Raw genomic sequence first — 23,862 nt, 5'->3', positions numbered from 1 at the left:
GCGCAAAACAACAATGCCAAAACAATGCCATGTGGAGAGGGAGAAACGCTGATGTCCGATCGTAAAGCGTTGCTGCGCGTGACGCGCCGCGCGTTGTTGTCCGGTGCGGCCGGTGCCGCGACGCTCGCCGTGACGCCGCGTCTGTTCAGCCCCGCGATTGCCCAGGGCGCGCCGTTCAAGGTCGGCCTGATGCTGCCTTACACCGGGACGTTTGCGAAACTCGGTCAGTTCATCGACGACGGTTTCAAGCTCTATGTCGAACAGAAGGGCGGCAAGCTCGGCGGCCGCGAGATCGCCTTCGTGCAGGTCGACGATGAATCCAAGCCCGAAGCCGCCACCGACAACGTCAATCGCCTGATCGGCCGCGAGAAGGTCGATCTCGTGGTCGGCACCGTGCACTCGGGCGTCGCCATGGCGATGGTCAAGGTCGCGCGCGACACCAATACGCTGCTGATCATTCCCAATGCCGGCGCCAATGATGCGACCGGTCCGGCCTGCGCGCCGAACATCTTCCGCTCGTCCTTCTCGAACTGGCAGACCACCTTCCCCGCGGGCAAGGTGCTGGTCGACGCCGGGCACAAGAACGTCGCCACCATCACCTGGCGTTACACCGCCGGTGCGGAAATGATCGGCGCGTTTGCGGAGAATTTCACCAAGAATGGCGGCAAGATCGTCGAAGACCTGACGCTGCCATTCCCCGAAGTCGAATTCCAGGCGCTGATCACCCGCATCGCGGCGCTGAAGCCGGATGCTGTGTTCAGCTTCTTCGCCGGCGGTGGCGCGGTGAAATTCGTCAAGGATTATGCGGCGGCAGGGCTCAACAAGAGCATTCCGCTCTATGGCGCGGGTTTCCTGACCGACGGCACCATCGAGGCGCAGGGCGCGGCCGCCAACGGCATCCGCACCACGCTGCATTACGCCGACAATCTCGACAATCCCGCCAACCTTGCTTTCCTCAAGGCGTTCAAGGCCAAGACCGGCAAGGACGGCGACATCTACGCGGTACAGGGTTTCGATGCCGCGAACATGCTCGAGATCGGACTGACCGCGGTGAAGGGCGATGCCGGCGCGCGTGATGCGCTGGTGAAGGCGATCGGCGCCGCCAAGATCGACAGCCCGCGCGGTCCGCTCAGCTTCAACAAGGCGCACAACCCGATCCAGAACATTTATCTGCGCGAAGTGCGCAACGGCCGCAACGAACTGGTGTCGATCGCGCAGGCGAACGTCGACGATCCGGCGCGGGGCTGCAAGCTGTGATGCGGTAAGAGGCGAAACGGCTCCTTGCATACTCTGTCATCACCGGGCTTGTCCCGGTGATCCCGCTTAGGAGAGCAGTGCGTCCCTAAGCGGGGTTGCCGGGACAAGCCCGGCAACGACAGGACTCATTTTATCACCCAGTGCTGTCCACAGGACCATCTTAATGGACTTCGTCACCTTCGGCGTACAACTGCTCAACGCCGTCCAGTATGGAATGGTGCTGTTTCTGGTCGCGAGCGGGTTGACGCTGGTGTTCGGCATTCTCGGCGTCATCAATCTCGCCCATGGCGCGTTCTATATGCTGGGGGCGTATCTGGCGTACTGGATCGCCGCCTATACCGGCAGCTTCTGGCTGGCGCTGGTCGGCGGCGTGATCATCGCCTTCGTGGTCGGCTGGCTGCTGGAAATCGTATTTGTGCGCCGGCTCTATGGCCGGGATCACCTGGCGCAGGTGCTGCTCAGTTTCGGTCTGATCCTGATGGTCGATGAAATCAGGCTGATCCTGTTCGGCAAGGACGTGCATTCCGTCGCGCCCCCTGCGTTTCTCAGCGGCGCGATCCAGCTCACCGACAACATGTCGTATCCGGTCTACCGGCTGGCGATCTGCGTGTTCTGTCTGGTCGTTGCGGCAGCGATCTTCCTGGTCATTACCCGCACCAAGATCGGCATGATCGTGCGTGCCGGCGCAGAGAACCGCGAGATGGCGCGGGTGCTCGGCATTCCGTTCGACCGGGTCAACCGCTACGTCTTCGCGGTCGGTATCGCGCTTGCGGCGCTGGGCGGCATCGTGGTGTCGCCGATCTCGACGGTGTTTCCCGGCATGGGCGACGGCATGCTGATCCTCTCCTTTGTCGTGGTGGTGCTCGGTGGCATCGGTTCGGTCGCGGGCGCCGCCATCGGTGCGCTGCTGATCGGGCTCACCGACACCTTCGGAAAAGTCTTCTTTCCGAGCATCTCCAGCATCCTGATCTATGTGCTGATGGCGGCGGTGCTGCTGTGGTGCCCGAACGGCATTCTCGGCCGACGGGAGGTGTGATGGACCAGCCTCGTACCTTCAGCTCCTGGCTGATCATTGCCGTGCTGGTCGTCGCCGCGATCGGCCTGCCGTTCGTGGTGCCGACCTACTATGTGCAGTTCGCCACCAAGGCGCTGATCATGGGCCTGCTGGCGATGGCGTTGAATCTCGCCGTCGGTCATGGGGGCCTGGTCAGCCTGTGCCATGCGGCGTTCTTCGGTGTTGCCGGCTACATGCTGGCGATCCTCACGCCGAAATACGATCCGGCCTCGTTGTGGTTGACGCTGCCGGTGGCCGTCGGGACTGCGGCATTCGTTGCGCTGGTGATCGGTGCGCTGGCGCTGCGCACCCGCGGTGTCTATTTCATCATGGTGACGCTGGCGTTCGGCGAAATGCTGTTCTACCTGTTCCACGACACCAAGATCGCCGGCGGCTCCGATGGAGCCTACGTCAACACCAAGCCCGAAGTCGCGATTGCCGGGTATCAGCTGCTCAATCTGGAAAAGCCGATCGTATTCTACCTGGTGGTGCTCGCCTGTCTGATCGGCACGGTCGCGCTGATTGACATGCTGGTGCGCTCGCCGTTCGGCCGGGCGCTGGCCGCGGCGCGGGACAACGAGCGCCGCGCGCGCTCGCTGGGTTTCCCGATTTTCCGTGTCCGGCTCACCGCGTTCGTGATCTCGGGCGCGCTCGCCGGTGTCGCCGGCTATTTCGCGGCGGCGCAGTTCGGCTTTGTCGCGCCACAGATGCTGGGCTGGCATCAGTCCGCAACGGTGCTGGTGATGGTGCTGCTCGGCGGGCTGCGCTCCGTCGCCGGTCCCCTGGTCGGTGCCATCGTGCTGATGGGGCTGGAGGAGGTGCTGAAGGCAACGACAGTCTACTGGAAGCTTGTCGAGGGCTTGATTGTCGTGATCATCGTGCTGGCGTTGCCGAATGGCGTCCGCCAGTTGCTGACCCTGACATTCGGAGAGCCGGCCCAGGACAAGCCGGCTGCGCACGCCGTCCCGGCAACGACCAAGCAGCCAGTCACGGAGGCGGGTCATGGCTGATGGTCTCGCTGAAACGCAGGCGGCGATTGCGCTCAGCGCCAAGGGCCTGCAAAAGCATTTCGGCGGGCTGAAAGCCGTCAGCGACGTGTCGATCGACGTCCATGTCGGCGAGATCCACGCCGTGATCGGTCCCAACGGCGCCGGCAAGTCCACGCTGATCAACCTGCTGTCGGGCGACCTCACGGTCAGTGCCGGCACCATCGCGCTCGGCGACACCGAGATCGTGCGGCTCAAGCCGGACCGCCGCGCCCGCGCCGGTCTCGGCCGTTCCTACCAGAAGACCACCATCTTTGCGGATTTCACCGTGCATGAGAATGTCCGCCTCGCCGCGCAGGCGCATGCCAAAAGGCCGCTGCGCATGACCGGCAACACGATGTCGGATCCCGAAGCCAACCGGCGCGTGGCTGACGCGCTCGCGAAAACCGATCTGGCATCGCGTGCGCCGATCACGGCGCGGCATCTCAGCCATGGCGAACAGCGCCAGCTCGAGATCGCCATGGTGCTGGCCACCGATCCCAGCGTCATCCTGCTGGACGAGCCACTCGCCGGCATGGGGCAGTCGGAGGCGCGCCGCATCGTTGACCTGATCGCGTCGCTGAAGGCCGGCCGCGCCGTGTTGATTGTCGAACACGACATGGACGCAGTGTTCGAGCTCGCTGATCGCCTCACTGTGATGGCGGATGGCCGGGTCATCGCCTCCGGCCTGCCGCAGGAGGTCCGCATGCATCCGGCGGTGCGCACGGCCTATCTCGGTCACGAGGGAGAGGACGCATGACGGCCCTGCTGGCGGTCGAGCGGCTGGAGGCGTTTTATGGCGCAAGCCAGGTGTTGCACGGCATCGATCTCGCGCTCGGTCGCGGTGAGCAAGTGGCGCTGCTTGGCCGCAACGGCATGGGCAAGACCACGCTGCTGCGCTCGCTGATGGGCCTGGTGACCGATTGCCGCGGGCGCGTCACCTTCGCCGGACACGACATCGCGGGCCTGGTGCCCGAGCGCATCGCGCGCGCCGGTGTGGCGCTGGTGCCGGAAGGCCGCGGCGTGTTCGGCTCGCTGTCGGTGGTGGAGAATCTGGTGATGGCCGCGCGCCCGGCCTCGGACGGCCGCTCGCGCTGGACATTGCCGCGCATCTTCGAGCTGTTCCCGCGCCTGGCCGAGCGGCGCGGCAATGGCGGCCATCAGCTCTCCGGTGGTGAACAGCAGATGCTGACCATCGGCCGCGCGCTGATGACCAATCCCGATCTGATCCTGATCGATGAAGCCACCGAGGGCCTGGCGCCGCTGGTGGCGCGCGACATCTGGCGCACGCTCGGCGTGATCCGTGACGAGGGCATCGCCACCATCGTGGTCGACAAGGATTTCAAGAGCCTGTCGAAAATCGCCGACCGCGCCGTGCTGCTGTCGAAGGGCGCCGTGGTGTTTAACGGCGCCCCTGCCGAATTGTCCGCGCAGACTGGATTGCTGGAGCGGCATCTCGGGGTGTGAGGGGACGTCAGTGCGGCCGCGCGGGCTTGCGTTGACGTCCGATCGTCAATGCCGTGACGAGGTCGATCGCGAGTGCGGCGGCCACCGCGCCGGCTCCAATCACAAACAGGATGGCGTAGTCCCCGCCGGTACGCGCGAACAGAAACGACAGTCCATAGGCACCTGCCGCCTGAAACAGCGCGAACGTCGTTGTCGCCTGCGCCCAGGCGGCGCGCTGGCCCGTGCTGCTGTGAGGCACCAGTTCGTGAATGCGGCCGAGTACCAGCGGCACGATGCCGGGTGTGAAGCCGCCGACGATCAGGCTCGAAACGATCATGATTGTTGGCGAAGTACTGATAGCGGGTAGCACGATGGCGATCGCCTCGATCAGGAAGGCGACACGCAGCGCCGGGCCGAAGCCCGAACGGTCGGCGAGATGTCCGGCCAGCAGCGGCCCGACGATCGCGCCGATGCCGTACAGCACCCAGTAGTGTGATCCTGCGGTGATGCCCTGGCCGAGACCGCGTGCTACGAAGTCGACCAGGAAAACCATATGCGGCACCAGCGCCAGGGCGTTGAGGCCGTACTCCGCGCACAGTGCCCGGATCACGCCCGCGTGGCCGCCGTGTGACGGCGTTTGATCAATTTGCGTGCTGTCGGTGGTGGTCGCTTCTGTCGGCCATGCCTTCCAGCTGATGAGCGTCAGCACCGCGGACAACAGCGCAAGGCCGTACCAGGCCTGCTTGAGTCCCTGTTGCAGCAGCAGCGGAACCAGCGTGCCCGATGCCGCGATGCCAAGGCCGACGCCTGCAAAGATGACGCCGCCGACGAGGCCGCGCTTGCCCGGTGCGGTGTGCGGCAGGATGGTCGATGCGGCCAGCACCATGATCACGCCGCCCGACAGCCCGGACAGGAATCTCCAGGCAAAGAACCACAGAAACGACAGCGGCACGGACGAGGCGAGAGCGGACAGCGATGCCAGCACCATCATTGTGCGCAGCGTGCGCACTGCGCCGGCGCGAGCGCCGAGCTCGCGGGCCAGCAGCGCGCCGGCGAGATAGCCGGCCAGATTGGCGGCGCCGAGATAAACCACGTCCGCGGGGCTGAACCATCTGGCTGCGATCAAGGCGGGGATCAGTGGTGTGTAGGCGAAGCGCGCGAGGCCCAGCCCGACAAGCGACGCACACAGGCCCGCCACGGCGAAGAGCCATGCAGAGCCGCCCTCCTTGTGATGGTGGGCTGCCGAATGATGATGACTGACATTGGTGCTGGACATGGACACGGGGTTAGACCTCGCGACGCCGCGTGGAAAATGAAGAGTTCTGATGACGGCCATCGTTTGCAACGATGGCGGGGCGTGCGGGCTTTGCTCGCCGCACGCCACCAATCCGACGAATTAGCGCCCGGAGGCTGCGCGCTGTTGTGCGAGTTTTTTGCGATAATCGAGGACGGGCTCGCCGCCCCATCCCCAGTTGTCGGTGTCGACCTCATCGATGACGACGAAAGTCGACTCCAGCGGTTTCTTCAGCACATCTCGCAGGAGTTCACTGACGCCCTTGATCAGGGCCGCCTTTTCCTCCGGCGTTGCCGCCGCCTTGCCGGGCGTGGTGCCTTCACGGGTGATCTGGATGGTGACGATGGGCATGATCGTTGTTCCTGAATTTTGAGGGGTGCTCAGTGGCCGGCGCTCTGGCCGCCGTCGACATGCAGGATCTCGCCGGTGACAAAGCACGCACCCTCCAGGAACAGCACCGCGTCGACGATGTCCTTGGCTTCGCCCATCCGCCCGACCGGGTGCAGGTTCGCAAGGAACTCGTGCGTGGCCGGCGCATGCATCGGTGTCTTGATCACCCCCGGGGATACGGCGTTGACCCGGATGCCTTTCTTTGCGTACTCGATCGCCAGCGACTTGGTCGCCGCGTTCAGCCCGCCCTTGGTCAGCGACGCGAGCACCGAGGGCACGTTGCTGTTGGCCTGCTCGGCCAGGGTGGTCGTGATCTGCACGATGTGTCCCGATCCCTGCTTCAGCATTTCGCGGGCCGCGCGCCGGGTGATCTGGAAAAAGCCGTTAAGGTTGATCCCGACAATCGCCGCGTAATCTTCGTCGCTGTAGTCGACCAGCGGCTTGGCGATGAAGATGCCTGCATTGTTGACCAGCGTGTCGATGCGGCCGAAATGCTCAAGAGCCTGCGACACGATACGCTCGGCCGTTTTCGGATCGGCGATGTCGCCGGGGACCGCCAGAATGTCCGGGTCCGACGACGGCTTGATCGCGCGGGAGTTGGCGACCACCCGATAATTTCGGTCGCGATATCCCTTCACCAGATCCGCGCCAATGCCTTGCGATGCGCCGGTGATGATGACGACTTTTTGCTCTGCACCCATGATAGCCTCCGTGATCTTCGTGAGCGGCAACCTGGTTGCCGCCGGGCCGTTTCGGCCTGTGAGGATCAAGCTAGGCGTATCGGTTTGTGGTGCGAATGCCCGCTATTCGGCAGACACTCTTCCGCTTGGCGAACGAATGGCGGCGGCATTCCGGCTGGCTTCGCGCGACAGCCGGGTGAAATAGCTCTTCAGGCGCGGCACGGCGAAGTTGATGAAGGCCCGCACCTTGGGCACCGAGAAACGTCCCTCCGGGGCGAGCAGGTGAACGGGCAGCGGTGACGGCTCATCCTTGTCGAGCAGGATCTGCAGCCGTCCGTCCCGGATCTCGTCGGCTATATGATAGGAAAACAGTCGGGCGATCCCGTGGCCTTCCACGGCGGAGGCAACCGCTGCGCGCACCGTGTTGACGATCATCCGCGGCGCGAACTGCACGGTGCGCGGCACGGCGGAGCCATCAGCCGGCGGAAAGCTCCAGGACTCCAGCCCAAAATGCGTCATCGCGATGATCTGGTGTTTCGCCAGATCAGCCGGCGTGGTGATGATCGGGTGCCGCTCCAGATACGCCGGCGCCGCCGCGACCACGCGGCGAACGTCGCCCAGGCGGGTGGCGACGAAATTCGAATCTGCCAGATGCGCGATCCGCAGCGCGACGTCGATGCCTTCGTCGATCAGGTTCACCTGTCGATCGAGCAAATAGAGCCGGACGGACACCGCCGGGAATTTGTTCATGAAGGCGTCGAGCACCGGCCTTAGCACGTCCTCACCCGTGATGATGGGCGCGGTGAGTGTCAGCGTGCCGCGCGGCGCCGAGCGCTCGCCGGCCGCGGCAATGTCGGCCTCCTCGAGATCGACCAGCACGCGGCGGCACGCCGTGGCATAACGCTCGCCCGCCTCGCTCAGCTTCAGCGACCGGGTCGTGCGATGCAGCAGCTCGGTGCCGACATGGGCTTCAAGGAAGGCGATCGCCCGGCTCACCGCAGCCGGCGACCGGCCCAGGCGTCGGCCGGCACCGGCGAGGCTGCCCTCGTCGACCGCCGACACAAAAACCTTCATGGCGTCGATGCGGTCCATTTATTCTTCCGTCTCAGGGAATGCTGGATAGCAAACCATAGGTATTCATCCGCCTGGCGGCAAGCTGGCGCGCAGGAAGGTATGGCGCGGCGCCGCCCGGGGGTGTCCCGGTCTCCGAGCCGCCGTCACACCACTGACATCGGGTTTGGCACATAAACGGAGCAAGCCCATACCCTTGCCCGCGCGGAGACCTCCATGACCGAAAAGCCCCTCAATGGCGCGCAATCCCTGCACGATCGTATTCATGCCGAGATGCTGGATTCCTTCGACGAGGAGCTGGAGCTCGAAATCGACGACGATCGCCTCGATGCGCTGACCAACGAGCTGGAGGGGCATTCGCCGACGGAGACCGTCGAGCGTCGCGTCTATTTCAAGGAATTGTTCCGCCTGCAGGGCGAACTGGTCAAGCTGCAGAGCTGGGTGCAGAGCCAGAAGCTCAAGGTCGTGGTGATCTTCGAAGGGCGTGATTCCGCCGGCAAGGGCGGTGTGATCAAGCGCATTACCCAGCGGCTCAATCCGCGGGTCTGCCGCGTCGCTGCGCTGCCGGCGCCGAATGAGCGCGAGCGCACCCAATGGTATTTCCAGCGCTACGTCTCGCATCTGCCGGCCGGCGGCGAAATCGTGCTGTTCGACCGTAGCTGGTACAACCGCGCCGGCGTCGAGCGGGTGATGGGGTTTTGCAACGAGGCCGATGTCGAGGAGTTCTTCCGCTCGGTGCCGGAATTCGAACGCATGCTGGTGCGCTCCGGCATCATTCTGATCAAATACTGGTTCTCGATCACCGATGAGGAACAACATCTGCGCTTCACCATGCGCATCCACGATCCGCTGAAGCAGTGGAAACTCAGCCCGATGGATGTCGAGGCGCGCAGCCGCTGGGAGCAGTACACCAAGGCCAAGGAAGCCATGCTGGAGCACACCCATATCCCGGAGGCGCCCTGGCATGTGGTGCAGGCCGTCGACAAGAAGAAGGCGCGGCTGAATTGCATCGCGCATCTGCTGGAGCAGATCCCTTATCAGGACGTCACGCATGATCCGGTGATCCTGCCGGCCCGGGTGCGCAACCCGGACTATCACCGTGGCCCGGTCCCGGCCGAGCTGTACGTGCCGGAACGTTACTGAATTTCGCTGAGCTGTCGAGAAGCGCCGTCGCGTTCGACGGCGCTCAACAGATTGAGCCGCTGGAACGAGACCCTGGTGTAAGGCAACGCCTGCGCCGTGCGTTTGCGAGGACTGCCGGTCAACTCCGTCCGGTTCACGTCTCCGCAGGTCTGCCGATCCCTGAACGGGCCAGCGCTCAAAAACTGCCCAGTCGCTGCACAAAAATTGACGCTGATGGCGGCAAGTGTTTGTACGTCCCGAGACAAGTCTTTTGCGGGCCGCCGCTTCTAAACTCCTCTGCATTCGGGTCAGCCATGGTGAGCGCACCCGCTCGCCGGCAACAGAGGAGTTTATCGGATGCTGAAAGGTCTTTTCGAGGACACGCGGCGTTTCCAGATCGGCACGTCTGCCGGGCGCTGGCGCACTCTTGCTCTCGCCGGCGCGTGCCTGATCGCACTGTGCGTGTCGGGGCAAGCCCAGGCGGCGTCGCCGGCAGGGTGCGCCGCGCTGCAGGCGAAATATCCGTCTCTGAAGGGCAAGACGCTGGTCAATGCGATCAACCCGCATACGCCGGGCTATGAGTCGATCGATCCGAAGGATCCGAGCAAATACATCGGCTTCGACATCGATCTCGGCGAACAGATCGGCGAGTGCCTCGGCTTCAAGCTGACCTACAAGGCGGTGACGTTCGCGGCCCTGCTGACGACTCTGGCGAGCGGACAGGCGGATATCGTGATCTCCGACATCTACGCGACGGAGGAACGGGCGAAGGCGGCCGACTTCATCACCTACTCCAAGGTGTTCGACGGCGTTCTGGTTGCCAAGGGCAACCCGAAGAAAATCGACGGCATCAATCTGTCGATGTGCGGCGCCGCCGCGGCCGAGAACACCGGCTATGTCGAGGTTCCGCTGATTCAGGCGCTTGCTTCCCAGTGCAAGGCCGCCGGAAAACCCGAGCCGACCATCCAGCTCTATGACAACAACGCCAACTGCATTCAGGCCATCCTCGCCGGTCGCGCCGACACGTATGTCAATGACGTCAATACCGTCGATCAGGCGGTGAAGGCCTATCCCGACAAGCTGGAGAAGGCCCTGGCGGTGACCATCCCATACTCGGTCGGCATCGCCGTGCCGAAGAACAAGCCTGAGTTCCGCGATGCGGTGATGGCCGCCCTGATCGAAGTTCAGAAGGCGGGAAGCCACATGGACCTGCTGAAGAAGTGGAATCTCGACGTCAACAACTTTGAAGAGCCGCGCATTCTTTCGGTCAAGTAATGTCGCTGTTCGTCCACTATCTCAGCATGCCGTATCTGATCGAGGGCATCTGGTTCACCCTTGCGGTGACCGCTCTCGGTCTGGCCGGCGGGCTGATTCTGGGTTTGATCCTTGCGGCGATGCAGCTCAGCCGGTTTGCTGTGCTGGCTGCTTTTGCCCGCGGCTATACCGTGATCTTCCGCGGCACGCCGCTGATCCTGCAGATGGTGTTCGCTTACGACGCATTGCCGCATATCGGCATCAAGCTGAGCGCGATCGGTGCCGCGGGTCTTGCGCTGGCCGCCAATGAGGCACCCTTCATTGCTGAAATGCTTCGCGCCGGTGTTCTTGGCATCGATCGCGGACAGGTGTCCGCCGGCCAGGCGCTGGGCATGACGCCGGCGTTGCTGATGCGGCGCATCATCGCGCCCCAGGCTATTCGCACGATGATCCCTGCTTTCGGCAATGAAACCGTCAGTGCCTTGAAGAATTCGTCGCTTGCGAGCGTGATTTCCGTCCAGGAGTTGACGCTGAGAAGCACTCAACTTGCATCGTCGACATTCGATTTCTTTTCTATCTTCTTTGCATCCGGACTGATCTATCTGGGGCTCACCGGCGGGGTCAGCATCATTCAACTGGTTGTGGAACGGCAGCTCGATCTTGACAGGCCAGCGCCGGAAAATCGTCTCGCCCGGTTACTGCCCTGGTATCGTGCGCCATTGGTGACGGAGCCGATTGCACGACCGATTGCCGGCGCCGCCGCGCAGCTTGCCGACGTGCCGCAGGCCGTGCCTCCGAGAGACGCCAAAGTCTCGCGGGCGGATCGAACCAAACGATCGGCCGCGCTTGCTCACAACGATGTGGCTGTTGATGTCAGCGGTCTCTGCAAAGCCTATGGACGTCAGGCGGTCATCGCCGGCCTCGACCTCACAGTCCGCGTCGGTGAAGTCGTCGCGCTGCTGGGTCCGAGCGGATCCGGCAAAAGCACGCTGCTGCGATGTATCAATCATCTCGAGGGGTGGGACGCGGGAATTGTCAAAGTCGGCGGCCGCCGCATGGGATTCCGCGGAGATGGCCAGCCGCTGTCGCCGCGCGAGATCGCCAATGAGCGCGCCAGCGTCGGCGTCGGCATGGTGTTCCAGCAATTCAATCTCTTCAGTCACCTGACGGCCCTGGAGAATATCGCTGGCCCGCTGCGATGGGTGCATGGCGTCTCGCGCATCGACGCCGATCGGCGCGCACGGGACCTGCTGGAGCGCGTCGGCCTGAGTCATCGCGCCGATGCGCTGCCCCGACACCTGTCCGGCGGCCAGCAGCAGCGTGTCGCGATCGCGCGTGCGATCGCTCCGAATCCCAGTGTCCTCCTGCTCGATGAACCGACCTCGGCGCTCGATCCGGAACTGGTCAACGAGGTGCTGGAAGTCATCCGGCGGCTGGCGGTCGAGGATGGCCTGACCATGATCATTTCGACGCACCAGCTGCGCTTCGCTGACGAAGTCGCGGATCGTGTCGTCTTTCTCAGCGACGGCGCCATCATCGAGGAAGGCCCCGCGCACGAGGTGTTGACCAGCCCCCGCCATCCCCTGACCGCCCGCTTTCTCAGCGTCATGGAGGCAGACAAGACGCTGGAGGCGTCGGCCTGACACCATGACCGGACACTCACGACAGAAACGCGCGGCACGCCAGCCGTTCATCGAGGTTCATCCATGAAGCATCATCTGCTCCCGGTCTCGCCCAAAACCGTTCACTGGGGCTATTTCAGCAAGGCGGTTGCCCCGGCGCTGACGCTGAAATCCGGCGACCGCGCCACCATCGAGACGCTGACCCATCATGCCAATGATGACTACGAGCGCATGATCGCGAACGATCCCGGCGCCGAAAGCGTGTTTCAGTGGACCCGGGAACGAAAGGCGGTTGTCCGCCGTGGTGCCGGCTCGGTCGAAGGCCCGTTTCAGCGCGGCGCAGGTGAAGGTCTTGGCGTGCATCTCCTGACCGGACCGGTCGCGATCGAGAACGCCGAACCCGGCGATATCCTCGAGGTTCGCATCCTCGATGTGCGGCCGCGTCCGAGCTGCAGCGCCTGTCATGCCGGCCGCTGCTTCGGCTCCAACGTTGCGGCATCATGGGGGTTTCACTATCACGACCTGGTCGAGGAGCCGAGGCCGCGCGAGGTCGTCACCATCTTCGAGCTCGACACCTCCGGCGAGCCGTACGCGAAAGCCGTCTACAATTACGTCTGGACGCCGCAGACCGATCCTGACGGAATCGTGCATTCGACCATCGACTATCCAGGTGTGCGGGTGGATCACGCCCTGGTGCGCAAGCGGGAGAATATCCTGACCGGCGTCCGAGTGCCGGCGCGGCTGCATTTCGGCACGATGGGCCTTGCGCCGGCGGAGTCCGATTTCGTCAGCTCTATTCCGCCGGGGTATACCGGGGGCAACATCGACGACTGGCGTATCGGCAAAGGCGCGCGGATGTACTATCCGGTCGCCGTTTCCGGCGCCTTCTTCTCGGTGGGCGATCCGCATGCGGCGCAGGGCGACAGCGAGCTGGGCGGCACCGCTATCGAAACCTCGCTGACCGGCGATTTCGAATTCATCCTGCACAAGAACCGCGATCTCGGCGGCACGCCGCTGGAAGGGCTGACCCATCCGATGCTGGAGACCGACCAGCAGTGGTCGGTCTACGGCTTCACGTTTCCCAACTATCTCGCCGAACTCGGCGCCAATGCACAGACCGATATCGTCAACCATTCCAGCCTGGACCAGGCGATGCGCGACGCCTTCCGCAAGCTGCGACGCTTTCTCATGACTACGAAGGGATTGAGCGAGGATGAGGCCATCGCGCTGATGTCGGTCGCCGCGGATTTCGGCGTGACCCAGGTGGTTGATGCCAACTGGGGCGTGCACGGGTCGATCCGCAAGAATGTCTTCACCTGCACGTAAGGAGGAGGATGCAGCCACCGGTTTCGTCCGTCGGATGTTTCGCGTGATCGAATGAAGGATTCCACCTCCATGACTGCCGTTCCGGTTCCACTGGCGGGCGCCTTGGCCGGGCGGCAGAGCTTTGGCGCGCCCACTGGCACAACTGTTGCTTCGATCAAGGGCATCTCTGGCCTCATTGCTGACCCTGGCCGACGCATGAGTATTCGCCCATTCACGAGTGAATCGTACTCCGAAGACGATGGGGGCGCTGCCTGGCAGGACGTTCTCCGCGCATTCGGCCTGCAGACGGCGCCATTGTCGCCGATGCATGATCGGCATGTGACGGCGCTATCCCGTGCGGCATCGGATACCATCGGACTGATGCGCTTTGCCGCGGGACCGCAGACCCTGTCGCCGCTCCAGCAGCGTTCCGATCTCCCCGTCCTGCTGCTGCCCGCCGAGGGTGGTGCGGTGCTGAAGACGGAGGGGGCTGCGCAACAACTCATTTCCGCCGGTCATCTTGTCGTGCTGCCGCGGCATGGCACATGGCGGCTGACGCTTCAGCGCGACATGCGCGCCGTCGTGCTCGCGGTGACGGCCGAGGCGTTCGGTGGCCGGAAGATCGGCGTCCCCGAATCGGGCGATGCGCGCATCGTCGCCCCCGACGGATTGGCCGGTGTGCTCAGTCGCACCCTCGAAGCCACCTCCGCGACGCTCGAAACATTGACTCCCGATGCGTGGACCACGATCGGGCTAGGTCTTGCCGAGATGCTGTTGGCGTTGTTGCGCCAGACGAACGGTCCTGATACCGGCGCACAGGCCTCGCTGTTCCATCGGATCTGCGGCACGATCGAGCGCAAGCTCGACGATCCGGATATCTCCTTGGCGCGCATCGCGCAGATCGAAGGTATTTCCGAGCGCTATCTGCAGAAGCTGTTCGAGAGCACCGGCGACAACTTCACGCACTATCTGCGCGAGCGTCGATTGCAGCGCTGCTGGGCCGATCTGTCGAACCCGGCGGATGCGCATCGCTCCGTGTCCGAGATCGCCTTTCGCTGCGGCTTCAGCGATGCCGCGCATTTCAGCCGCTCGTTTCGCGAGCGCTTCGGCCTGTCGCCTCGCGCGTTCCGGCAGCATGAAGCGGAGCGCGCCGCGGGATCAGGCATGGCCGCCGGGCAGCGCGGCTGGCCGCAGGATGCGCTCGCGCAGTTGCGTCCGCACAAGGCGGCTCCGGTCATCGGATCAATCGGACCGGCGCCAGGGCCGGCTCCCCGGCACGGCGGCCGACCCGCGCATCACCATCTGCCGGTGGATGCCGAGCGGGTGCACTGGGGTTTCTTCAGCCGCTCACTCAAGCCGCTGATCGAGATCTATTCCGGCGACACCATCACGGTGGAGACCCTGACCCAGCATGCGTCCGACGATCCCGAACGCATGATCGTTGGCGATCCGGGGGCGGAGAGCGTGTTTCGCTGGACGCGCGAGGAAAAAGCCGTGGACCGCCGCGGTGCCGGTCCGCTCGATGCCTCGATCTACGGCCGCGGCGCCGGCGAAGGTTTTGGTGTCCACATTTGCACCGGCCCGATCGCGGTCAAGGGGGCCGAGCCGGGCGACGTGCTGGAGGTTCGCATTCTGGACATCGTGCCGCGGCGGAGCCGCAATCCGGATTACGCGGACCGCGTGTTCGGCTCCAGCGTCGCCGCCTGGTGGGGCTATCATTATGGCGAATTCCTGTCGGAGCCGATGCCGCGCGAAGCCGTGACGATCTACGAGATCATCACCGATACAGGCGAGCCGCACGCCCGCGCGCTGTACTCCTACCGCTGGCAGCCGCAGACTGATCCGTTCGGCGTGGTGCACCAGACCTATGACTATCCCGGCGTGCCCGTTGCCGCCGAGACCGTACGGCGGCGGCACGCGGTGCTCGATGGCATCCGGATTCCATTGCGGCCGCATTTTGGCGTCATCGGCGTGGCGCCGCGTGAAGCGGATCTCATCGATTCCGTGCCGCCCGCCTATTTCGGCGGGAACCTCGACAATTGGCGGCTCGGCAAGGGCTCGGCGGTCTATCTTCCGGTCTCGGTGCCCGAAGCGCTGCTGTCGATCGGCGATCCCCATGCGGCGCAGGGTGACGGCGAACTGAGCGGAACAGCGATCGAGTGCTCGATGACCGGAACGTTTCAGGTTGTTCTGCACAAGAAGGCCGATCTCGCCGGCCGTCCATTCGCCGACCTGACTTATCCCCTGATCGAGACCGAAACCGACTGGGTGCTCACCGGCTTCAGCCATCCGAACTATCTCGCCGAGTTCGGCGCGAAGGGGCAAAGTGAAGTCTACGCGAAGTCGTCGCTCGATCTCGCCATGAAGGATGCCTTTCGCAAGGTTCGCCGCTTTCTCATGACCACCCGGGGGCTGAGCGAAGACGAAGCAATCGCGCTGATCTCGGCCGCCGTCGATTTCGGCGTCACGCAAGTGGTCGACGGCAACTGGGGCGTCCATGCCATCCTGAGCAAGCGGCTGTTCGCGTACGCGCCTCCATCCCCAAGCTGAAAAGGCTATCCGGCAATGCAATTTCACATGATCAGCGGCGGCCCCAGGCCGGTCGCGCCCTTCAGCCATGCGGTCGAAACCGACGGTTTCGTCTTCATCACCGGCCAGATGCCGGACACGCCGGCAGCGCCCGGCGTGCTGCCGGACAGCATCGTGAGCCAGACCCACGCGGTGATGGCGAATCTGCGCGTGGTGCTGGCGGGGCTCGGTCTCGACTTCCAGCATGTGGTGATGGCGCGCATCTATCTCACGCGCTTCAAGGACGACTATGCGGCAATGAACGAGACCTATCGCAGCTATTTCGCCGAGAACCGGTTACCGGCGCGCACCTGTGTCGGCGTCACTGGACTGGCCTATGACGCGCTGATCGAGATCGACCTGGTCGCCCGCCGGCCGGGCTGACCTCGCCGCCGTGACCGCTTGCGCCGATCGCATGACAGCCGCGCGCCAGCCTGCTGGGTTGGCCTCGTTCGCGCCGATCCGGTAAGATGCCGGGCAAGAACGAGAGGATTGCGAGATGGATGCGGCTGATCTGCGGGTGTTCCAGGCGGTTGCCCGCACGGGCAGCATGAGCAAGGCCGCGCTGGCGCTCAACACCGTGCAGTCGAACGTCACCGCCCGCATCAAATCGCTGGAAGACGAACTGGGCTTCGCCCTGTTCGAGCGGACCAATCGCGGCGTCACGCTGACATCAGCGGGGCAGCGGCTCATCCCCTATGCCGAGCGGGCTGCGCATCTGCTGGACGATGCCAAGCGCGCCGTTGCCGATGACGGCACGCCATTCGGCCCGCTGGTGGTCGGCTCGCTGGACACAACCGCGGCATTGCGGCTCTCGCCGATCCTGGCCGAGTTTGCCGCGGCCTATCCCGCGGTCGACCTGTCGCTGAAAACCGGCACGACCTGCGAACTGGTCGAGCAGGTGCTGGAACGGAAGCTCGATGGCGCCTATGTCTGTGGCCCCGTCAATCATCCGGACCTGGTGGTCGAGCCATTCGTTCAGGAAGAGCTGGTGGTGCTGACCTCTCCCTGTGTCGAGTTCGAGAAGCTCATTACCAGGCCTGATCTCAAGATCGTGGTGCTGAAGGCCGGATGTTCCTACCGCCTGCGTCTCGAAGCCTTGCTGGCACAGCGTGGCATTGTCGGGGTGCGTTTGCTGGAGTTCGGGACGCTGGAAGCCATCGTCAGTTGTGTCAGCGCCGGCATCGGTTTGACCCTGCTGCCGCGGGCGATGTTCGACAAGGTCTGGGAGCGCAAGCGCGTCCGCATCCATCCGTTGCCGGATGGCGAGGGATGGGTTGAAACCGTCTTCATCCGGCACCGCGAAGCGCTGGTGTCGAGCGCGCTGCATGCTTTCCTGGATCTGGCACGGCTGCCGACGCCGCACGTCGTGGCGGCCGAATAGATCGGCTGCAATCACCGCGAGCGATGGCGGCGATCTGATCAAACCATTACGCGGCGCGCGCCGGCCGTTTTAGTTTGCCGTGACGGCGCGTTCGCGCCGTGACCTTTGCTGGCTGAACCGAGACAGGCGATCCGCCATGACGAACTCCCATCCGGCCCTTGCCCGGGCCGAAGCGTTTGCCGCCTCCTTCAATCTGCGGGTGCCGATCCTGCTGGGGCCGATGGCCGGCGCCTGTCCGCCGTCGCTGTCCATTGCGGTGGCCAATGCCGGCGGGCTCGGCAGTTGTGGCGCGCTGCTGATGCAGCCCGCGGCCATCAAGGCCTGGGCCGCGGAGGTGCGCGCCGGCAGCAACGGGGCGTTTGCCCTCAACCTCTGGATTCCCGACCCGCCGCCGCAGCGCGATGCAAATGCGGAAGGCGCCGTGCGTGCGTTTCTGGGCGAGTGGGGCCCGGAGGTGGCGCGCGAGGCCGGCGATGCGACACCACCGGATTTCGTGGCCCAGTGCGAGGCGATGCTGGCGTGCGCGCCGCCGATCATCTCGTCGGTGATGGGGCTTTACCCGCCGCCGTTCGTCGCGCGCATGAAGGCGCTGGGCATCAAATGGTTCGCCAACATCGCAACGGTCAGCGAGGCGAAGGCGGCGGAAGCGGCCGGTGCCGATGTCATTGTCGCCCAAGGCATGGAAGCGGGCGGCCATCGCGGCACCTTCGATGCGGAGAAGGCGGAAGCCACCATGGTCGGGCTGTTTGCGCTGCTGCCGGCAGTTGTCGACGCGGTCAAGATTCCGGTGGTGGCGACCGGCGGCATTGCCGATGCTCGCGGTGTTGCCGCGGCGCTGCTGCTCGGCGCGTCCGCGGTGCAGGTCGGCACTGGTTTCCTGCGCTGCCCGGAAGCGAAACTGCCGCCGGCATGGGCCGATGCGCTGGGTCGCACCTTGCCGGAGCAGACCGCGGTGAGCCGCACGTTTTCCGGTCGTCCCGGCCGTTCGATCGCCACGGCGTATGTGCGTGCGGCGACATCGGCGCAGGCGCCGAAGCCTGCGCCGTATCCGGTGCAGCGCGGCCTGACGCAGGCGATGCGGGACGCGGCCATCAAGGCCAATGACATCGATCGCATGCAGGCCTGGGCGGGACAGGCGAGTGCACTGGCGCGCGCACAACCGGCCGGTGAGGTCGTCAGCGATCTCTGGGAAGGCGCGCGTACATTGCTGAGGTGAAGCGCGCGCCCGCAACGATATCCGCTTGCGCCGGTTCTGAGTGGCTTCAGGAACCTTGTGTTCCATTCCGAAGCATCCGATCTCGCTGCATCAGTGAGCGTTGCGCACTGTCCTGATCAGAGCGCATTTTTTTACGCACGTCATCGATCGCCGGTTATCATCCTCCTCCCGACGAACCAGACGCCGAGATGCTCAAAGGCATTGCTTCGGAGCCAGGGAGGCATTCGCGATGGCACTCGTACTCCCGCAAGACGAGTCATCTCCACGAATAGGCGAGCGCCCCAGCAATTTCTGCGACATCGTCCTCAAGGGCGGTATCACCAGCGGCGTTGTCTACCCTCTCGCGCTGGTGGCGCTGTCCAAGAAATTTCGCCTCTCGAACATCGGAGGCACCTCGGCGGGAGCCATCGCGGCGGCTGCGGCCGCTGCGGCCGAATACGGTCGCTCCGCGAACGCGGCAGGCTTTTCGCGGATCGAACAGGTTCCCGATGAGCTCGGCTCGGATCTGTTGCCGTTGTTTCAACCGGCCCCGCAACTGAAACCCTGGTTCGATATCTTCATCGCGCTGGCCACGGCTAAGAGCAGCTTTGGGCGCGTCTTCGCTGTCGCCGAGGCCGCATTGAAAGGCTACTGGCGCAACGCGCTGCTCGGCAGCCTGCCGGGCGTTCTGCTCGCGCTGTTGGCCTGGCAGCTCCTGTCCAGCGGTGGATTCATCGTCTGCGGTCTGATGATTGCGGCTCTCGGTGCCCTGGCCGCGGTCACGTATGGACTGCTGCGATCGGCAACGACGAATTTTGTCGCGAACGATTTCGGCCTGTGTCCGGGAATTCAGCAGCCCGGGGGGCAGTCGGAAGCGCTTACCGATTGGCTGGCGCGCCTGATCGATGAAGCGAGTGGCCGCACGGACGGATCCGATCCTTTAACCTTCGGCGCTTTGCTGGCACCTCCGGACGGCCGGCCGCCGATTCATCTGGCGACAGTGACCACCAGTTTGATGGAGCGTCGCCCCTACACCTTGCCGATGCTGCAGGAGCGGCGTTTCGTCTTTGAGCGCGGCGAATGGAGCAAGCTCTTTCCCGAACGGATCATGGCGTATCTGGTGAGCCAGTGCGAACGCTATGAGGCCTTGCCGGAAGAGCGCGGCGAATTCTTCTATTTTCCGGATGCAGAACGCCTTCCGCTGGTCGTGGGCGCCCGGCTGAGTCTCAGCTTTCCCGGATTGATCTGCTGCGTGCCGTTGTGGGCGCGCGATTTTGCGTTTGCCGAAGAGGCCGAGCGAAACAAGTTGAGACGGTGCCTCTTCAGCGATGGCGGCCTGTCCAGCAATTTTCCAATTCATTTTTTCGACCGGCTTTTGCCCAATACGCCGACGTTCGCCATCTCCATCGACAATTTCGATGAGGCACGCGGCTGGGCCGATCGCGTCTGGCTGCCGACATCGGCCAACGAAGGCATTCGCATCCCCATGCAGCCGGTTGACGGCATCCTGGGATTCCTGGTGCGCCTGATCGATTCCGCCAGGGAATGGCAGGACAATCTGCAAAGCATCTTGCCGGGCTATCGCGAGCGGATCGTCCATATCGGGCTGAAGCCGGAAGAAGGCGGTCTCAACATGGCGATGGACGAACAGACTGTCCATGACCTCGTCGATTACGGCAAGCAGGCCGGCGAAGCCTTGTGCGACGAGTTTGATCTCGACGCACATCGGTGGCGCCGATTTCTTGTGGCCATGGCGCGTGTCGAGGAAACCCTGGACGATGTTGCTGCAGCCTATGAGACGCGGCCCGGTGCTCCCGAAGGGTTCGGCCATTTTCTCGAACGTTACGCGGCGCACCCTTCAACCTACGAGCAGACCGCTGCAGTTTGTGAAGTCCTCCTTGCGCGCGGTCGGGAATTGTCCGAACTCGGGCTGCGGTGGCGGGACGAGCCGACGGTGAGGGACGGAGTCATCCCGAAACCCGCGACCAACCTGCGCATCACCCCAAAGTATTAGAGTGTGGGCGTTTCCCAGCGAAGTGGATCGACGCGGTAAAATTCCAATATATTGACCAAAGAATCTTGCAGCTGGCACATCGGTTGCTCCTGTTGGAGAGCCGCGTTGAAGAATCATCATGGCCTGGTGATCGGCGGCATGGCTCAACTTCAAACAGATGCAAGGATTTTCCGATGAGTTTTCCTCTCGCTTCCAGACGACAAGCATTGGCCGGTGCAACTGCTCTAGCGACGACCTCAATCATTCTTGCCAACGAAGCAGCCAAGGCTGCTTCGGGCGTAGGCGGGATCAATGCAATCCCAGAACTCGCGCCGCAGTGGAAGGAACTCGATCTCGGCGAAATTTTGTCGCGGCCTGCGGCTTTCATGTCGGTCAGCCAGAACAAATCGCTTTATGACGCTGGAGGGGTTCAAGCCGGCGAAAAGCACCGCGAACGAGGAAGCCTGCCAGCAACGGTCAAGGTCGTGGCCGCGGCGCGAAAGGCGCGAAACTTCAGGTCGTTCAACTGGATCGGCTACGAAGTCTTCCGGGAAGATTATCCGCAAAGCGATTTTGATCGCGTCCAGTATGCGAGCTGGGTGAAAGGCCTGAATTTTACGCCGGAGATGAAGAAAAAGGACGGTGAACTTGTGGGCGAACTTCGGGCATTGGTCCAGCCGGAGGACAACGAGTTCAACGAACTTGCGCTACAGACGGCGTTCGCCGGCACGCAATTGCCGCTCGAACTGAGCCGCAAGCGAATTCAAACGATCGTGCTGACCGGCATACATCTCGATTGGTGCATCGAAGGTAATGCTCGCGCGGCACGCGATGCCGGGTATCTGCCGATCGTGATCGGCGATGCCTGCGCGTGTCAGAAGCCGGAGCAGGAAGCCGCGGCGATGGAGCGGATCAACAATTTCTTTGCGCCCGTGATATCGTCGGACCGGTTCGTGGAGTTACTGTCCCGCAAGGTCTGATACTTCGGGAGCTTCGCGTGCTTCGAGGCTCCCGCCTTCCTGATGTGCGAGATCTGATGGATCAGAACGACCTGGACAAGAAAATCGGAGCGCGGATCAAGCTTGTTCGAATGAGCGCCGGTTATAGCTTGAACGCGCTTGCGGCGCGCTCCAAAGTCAGCCGTTCGATGATTGGGCGTGTCGAGCGTGGCGAGAGCAGCGCCACCGCGGTTCTGCTGGGCAAACTGTGCGCAGCGCTGGATGTTACGTTGAGTTCGATCATCGGGTTGAGCGACCGTCCGCCGGAACGATTGAGCCGTCTGGAGGATCAGCCCGTCTGGCGCGATCCGGAAACCGGCTATCGCCGACGGCATGCTTCGGCGCTGAACGTGTCGAGCGGAATCGAGGTCATCGTCGTCGAATTGCCCGGCGGCGCGCGCGTTCCCTACAATCCCTGGGGGAGGCGTGCCTATTCGCAGCAGGTCCTGATGCTGAGCGGGAAATTATCGATTCATATCGATCTGAAGCGATTTGATCTTAACCCGGGCGATTGCCTCGATTTCGATGTCGTGCGAGCGGTGACCTTCGAGAATCCGGAAAATCTACCCGCGGAGTACATCGTCATCATTCGTCATTCATGACGATCGTCAATTCCGCGTCCGAAGCCGTCCTGACCTTGCACCACAATGATCGCCGCATCGTCCGCCGCGCGAATGTCCTGCGTCATCGGCTCCGGCCATTGCACCACCAGACGGCCGATCAGATCGTCGAGGCCGGGCTCGTCAGCCACGTCGTAAAACACGGGCGCCATCGCGCCAGCGATGAAGCTGTGCAGCAGATGCGCCGCGTCATAGTCGTAGACGATATCGCCGGGCGCGATGCCGGGGCGGCGCATCGAGAACCGGCGATGTGAGGTGAGCTTGGCCCGTCCGTCGCCCAGCGCCATAAAGGAGAGCACGCAACTGTCATGGGCGATGCGCGGGCCGTCCTGCATGCGATCGTACATCTGCAGCACGCCGGCTGTTTCGAGATCGGCGATCGAACGGAAATCGCTGCACGCGTGCTCCGGATGCAGGTCGTTCCGGATCGCGATCAGGGTTTCCGCCGGCAAGCCGCGGCCGCGCAGCAGCTCGGCCAGCGTTCGGGCGCAGCCGCTATCGGCTGAAGCGGTGGTGGTTACGATATCGGAAGGCGCGGTCATCACGACGCCGCGCGTGCGGCAAACTCGTGGGTATCCTGTGCCAGCACCGGGGTCACCGCATCGATCAGGCGCGCGGCGGCGTCTTTAACCGTCAGCCCGGCCGTGTCGACGACGGCGGAGGCGCGGGAATACAGCGGCTCGCGGCTTAGAAGGATGGTCCGCAGCTCCTGCATCGCCGAGCGATCGTCGGCCATCGGCCGCAGGTCACCCTGGCGTCGCACCCGCGCCATGTGCTCTTCCGGCTCGGCCTTCAGCCAGATGGTGTAGAACGACGACAGCACGAGATCGAAGGTCAGCGGTTCGGAGACGATGCCGCCGCCGGTGGCGAGCACGATCGGCTCCTTGCGCGCCAGCAATTGTCCGAGCGCCGCCTGCTCCATGCGCCGGAAGCCTTCCTGGCCGTAAAGCGCGATGATCTCGGCGACCGACAGGCCGTTCTGCCGCTCGATCTCCTTGTTCAGTTCAACGAAGGTCCAGCCGATCCGCTCGGCCAGGAGTTTGCCGAGGGTCGACTTGCCGGCGCCGCGCAGCCCGATCAGGGCGATGCCAGCGAACGTAACCTTGCGCTGGGCGAGCGCTGCTGTGCTCTGGCCGGAAAGGATGTCCTTGGCGTGGGCGATCTGCAGCGGCGTCGCCTTGCGCACCAGGTCGCGGATCACCGGCCAGTCTGGCGAGGCCTCATGGGCAGGAATCAAATCCTCCAGCGGCGCCCCCATGGCCTGGGCCACGCGGCGCAGCAGCACGATCGACACATTGCCTTTGCCGCTCTCAAGCTGGGCGATGTAGCGTTCCGAAATTCCGGAGACACGTGCCAGCACCTTGCGCGACATGCCGCGCAGGCCGCGCATGGTGCGGACCCGCTGTCCCAGCTGCTGCAGGAAGTCGTCTTCCAGCTCAGCCTGCGTGCTGTCGGTTGGCTCGGTCATCCAGGCGATCCGGGGCTCCAAAGGTGCATTAGGTGCGGAATGAGGGGCGGATTCGGTAACTACTGAGCCTGAAACATAGTGCCGACAGTGATTGACAGCAAGCGCACGGGGTGTAT

Annotated in this window: 22 protein-coding genes; 16 read left to right on the top strand and 6 right to left on the bottom strand. The window is 63.8% G+C overall.

Going from position 1 to position 23,862, the window contains the following annotated elements:
• Positions 1-51 precede the first annotated feature (51 nt).
• From RS897_RS07180 to RS897_RS07160, 5 genes are all read left to right on the top strand, one after another.
• A complete protein-coding gene (locus RS897_RS07180; protein ID WP_315835893.1) occupies positions 52-1,257 on the top strand; it encodes an ABC transporter substrate-binding protein in 1,206 nt (401 codons plus the stop codon).
• A gap of 163 nt (positions 1,258-1,420) precedes the next feature.
• Positions 1,421-2,293 (top strand): branched-chain amino acid ABC transporter permease, encoded by an 873-nt coding sequence (locus tag RS897_RS07175; protein ID WP_315835892.1) that lies wholly within the window; start codon positions 1,421-1,423, stop codon positions 2,291-2,293.
• Complete coding sequence (locus RS897_RS07170) at positions 2,293-3,321, top strand: branched-chain amino acid ABC transporter permease (RefSeq protein WP_315835891.1); 1,029 nt, start codon at positions 2,293-2,295, stop codon at positions 3,319-3,321. The genes RS897_RS07175 and RS897_RS07170 overlap by 1 nt, the downstream gene beginning before the upstream one ends.
• Positions 3,314-4,096, top strand: coding sequence for an ABC transporter ATP-binding protein (locus RS897_RS07165; RefSeq protein WP_315835890.1), 783 nt, complete (start codon positions 3,314-3,316; stop codon positions 4,094-4,096). Before RS897_RS07170 ends, RS897_RS07165 begins: the two co-directional genes overlap by 8 nt.
• Positions 4,093-4,803, top strand: a complete 711-nt coding sequence (locus tag RS897_RS07160; RefSeq protein ID WP_315835889.1) for an ABC transporter ATP-binding protein — start codon at positions 4,093-4,095, stop codon at positions 4,801-4,803. The genes RS897_RS07165 and RS897_RS07160 overlap by 4 nt, the downstream gene beginning before the upstream one ends.
• Positions 4,804-4,810: 7 nt before the next feature.
• On the opposite strand, the gene RS897_RS07155 is transcribed toward RS897_RS07160, so the two are convergent.
• The 4 genes from RS897_RS07155 to RS897_RS07140 all read right to left on the bottom strand — a co-directional run bounded on the left by RS897_RS07155 (position 4,811) and on the right by RS897_RS07140 (position 8,238).
• Positions 4,811-6,058 carry a YbfB/YjiJ family MFS transporter gene (locus RS897_RS07155; RefSeq protein ID WP_407654537.1) on the bottom strand — a complete coding sequence of 416 codons (1,248 nt, stop codon included), beginning with the start codon at positions 6,056-6,058 and terminating at the stop codon, positions 4,811-4,813.
• A 120-nt stretch (positions 6,059-6,178) separates the two neighbouring features.
• On the bottom strand, positions 6,179-6,427 hold the full coding sequence (locus RS897_RS07150; protein WP_315835887.1) for a tautomerase family protein: 249 nt from the start codon (positions 6,425-6,427) through the stop codon (positions 6,179-6,181).
• Between the two features lie 29 nt (positions 6,428-6,456).
• Positions 6,457-7,167, bottom strand: coding sequence for an SDR family NAD(P)-dependent oxidoreductase (locus RS897_RS07145; protein ID WP_315835886.1), 711 nt, complete (start codon positions 7,165-7,167; stop codon positions 6,457-6,459).
• Positions 7,168-7,269: 102 nt separating this feature from the next.
• The gene (locus RS897_RS07140) at positions 7,270-8,238 is read right to left on the bottom strand and encodes a LysR family transcriptional regulator (protein ID WP_315835885.1); all 969 of its coding nucleotides are present in this window, start codon (positions 8,236-8,238) and stop codon (positions 7,270-7,272) included.
• A gap of 195 nt (positions 8,239-8,433) precedes the next feature.
• Between RS897_RS07140 and ppk2 the strand changes: the two genes are divergently transcribed.
• The 11 genes from ppk2 (at position 8,434) to RS897_RS07085 (ending at position 22,260) form a co-directional block, all read left to right on the top strand.
• Positions 8,434-9,360, top strand: coding sequence for a polyphosphate kinase 2 (gene ppk2 / locus RS897_RS07135; protein ID WP_315835884.1), 927 nt, complete (start codon positions 8,434-8,436; stop codon positions 9,358-9,360).
• 336 nt (positions 9,361-9,696) lie between these two features.
• The gene (locus RS897_RS07130) at positions 9,697-10,614 is read left to right on the top strand and encodes an ABC transporter substrate-binding protein (RefSeq protein ID WP_315835883.1); all 918 of its coding nucleotides are present in this window, start codon (positions 9,697-9,699) and stop codon (positions 10,612-10,614) included.
• Complete coding sequence (locus tag RS897_RS07125) at positions 10,614-12,236, top strand: amino acid ABC transporter permease/ATP-binding protein (RefSeq protein WP_315835882.1); 1,623 nt, start codon at positions 10,614-10,616, stop codon at positions 12,234-12,236. The genes RS897_RS07130 and RS897_RS07125 overlap by 1 nt, the downstream gene beginning before the upstream one ends.
• A 63-nt stretch (positions 12,237-12,299) precedes the next feature.
• Positions 12,300-13,541 carry an acetamidase/formamidase family protein gene (locus RS897_RS07120; protein WP_315835881.1) on the top strand — a complete coding sequence of 414 codons (1,242 nt, stop codon included), beginning with the start codon at positions 12,300-12,302 and terminating at the stop codon, positions 13,539-13,541.
• A 195-nt stretch (positions 13,542-13,736) separates the two neighbouring features.
• Positions 13,737-16,070 carry an acetamidase/formamidase family protein gene (locus RS897_RS07115; protein WP_315835880.1) on the top strand — a complete coding sequence of 778 codons (2,334 nt, stop codon included), beginning with the start codon at positions 13,737-13,739 and terminating at the stop codon, positions 16,068-16,070.
• A 15-nt stretch (positions 16,071-16,085) separates the two neighbouring features.
• On the top strand, positions 16,086-16,472 hold the full coding sequence (locus tag RS897_RS07110; protein WP_315835879.1) for a RidA family protein: 387 nt from the start codon (positions 16,086-16,088) through the stop codon (positions 16,470-16,472).
• Between the two features lie 115 nt (positions 16,473-16,587).
• Positions 16,588-17,472 carry a LysR family transcriptional regulator gene (locus tag RS897_RS07105; RefSeq protein ID WP_315835878.1) on the top strand — a complete coding sequence of 295 codons (885 nt, stop codon included), beginning with the start codon at positions 16,588-16,590 and terminating at the stop codon, positions 17,470-17,472.
• A 136-nt stretch (positions 17,473-17,608) separates the two neighbouring features.
• The gene (locus RS897_RS07100) at positions 17,609-18,688 is read left to right on the top strand and encodes an NAD(P)H-dependent flavin oxidoreductase (RefSeq protein ID WP_315835877.1); all 1,080 of its coding nucleotides are present in this window, start codon (positions 17,609-17,611) and stop codon (positions 18,686-18,688) included.
• Between the two features lie 229 nt (positions 18,689-18,917).
• Complete coding sequence (locus RS897_RS07095; RefSeq protein WP_315835876.1) at positions 18,918-20,681, top strand: patatin-like phospholipase domain-containing protein; 1,764 nt, start codon at positions 18,918-18,920, stop codon at positions 20,679-20,681.
• A gap of 173 nt (positions 20,682-20,854) precedes the next feature.
• Positions 20,855-21,640 (top strand): cysteine hydrolase family protein, encoded by a 786-nt coding sequence (locus tag RS897_RS07090; RefSeq protein ID WP_315835875.1) that lies wholly within the window; start codon positions 20,855-20,857, stop codon positions 21,638-21,640.
• A complete protein-coding gene (locus RS897_RS07085; RefSeq protein ID WP_315835874.1) occupies positions 21,532-22,260 on the top strand; it encodes a helix-turn-helix domain-containing protein in 729 nt (242 codons plus the stop codon). The genes RS897_RS07090 and RS897_RS07085 overlap by 109 nt, the downstream gene beginning before the upstream one ends.
• On the opposite strand, the gene RS897_RS07080 is transcribed toward RS897_RS07085, so the two are convergent.
• Together RS897_RS07080 and RS897_RS07075 are read right to left on the bottom strand one after the other, a co-directional pair.
• Positions 22,251-22,820, bottom strand: coding sequence for a hypothetical protein (locus RS897_RS07080; protein WP_315835873.1), 570 nt, complete (start codon positions 22,818-22,820; stop codon positions 22,251-22,253). The genes RS897_RS07085 and RS897_RS07080 overlap by 10 nt on opposite strands.
• The gene (locus RS897_RS07075) at positions 22,820-23,746 is read right to left on the bottom strand and encodes a helix-turn-helix transcriptional regulator (RefSeq protein WP_315835872.1); all 927 of its coding nucleotides are present in this window, start codon (positions 23,744-23,746) and stop codon (positions 22,820-22,822) included. The genes RS897_RS07080 and RS897_RS07075 overlap by 1 nt, the downstream gene beginning before the upstream one ends.
• Positions 23,747-23,862: the final 116 nt, after the last annotated feature.

Origin of the sequence: Bradyrhizobium prioriisuperbiae, assembly GCF_032397745.1 — a bacterium.
GTDB lineage: Bacteria > Pseudomonadota > Alphaproteobacteria > Rhizobiales > Xanthobacteraceae > Bradyrhizobium_A > Bradyrhizobium_A prioriisuperbiae.
Note: the sequence above shows the minus strand (reverse complement) of the source record. Positions and strands in the feature narration are given on the sequence as shown.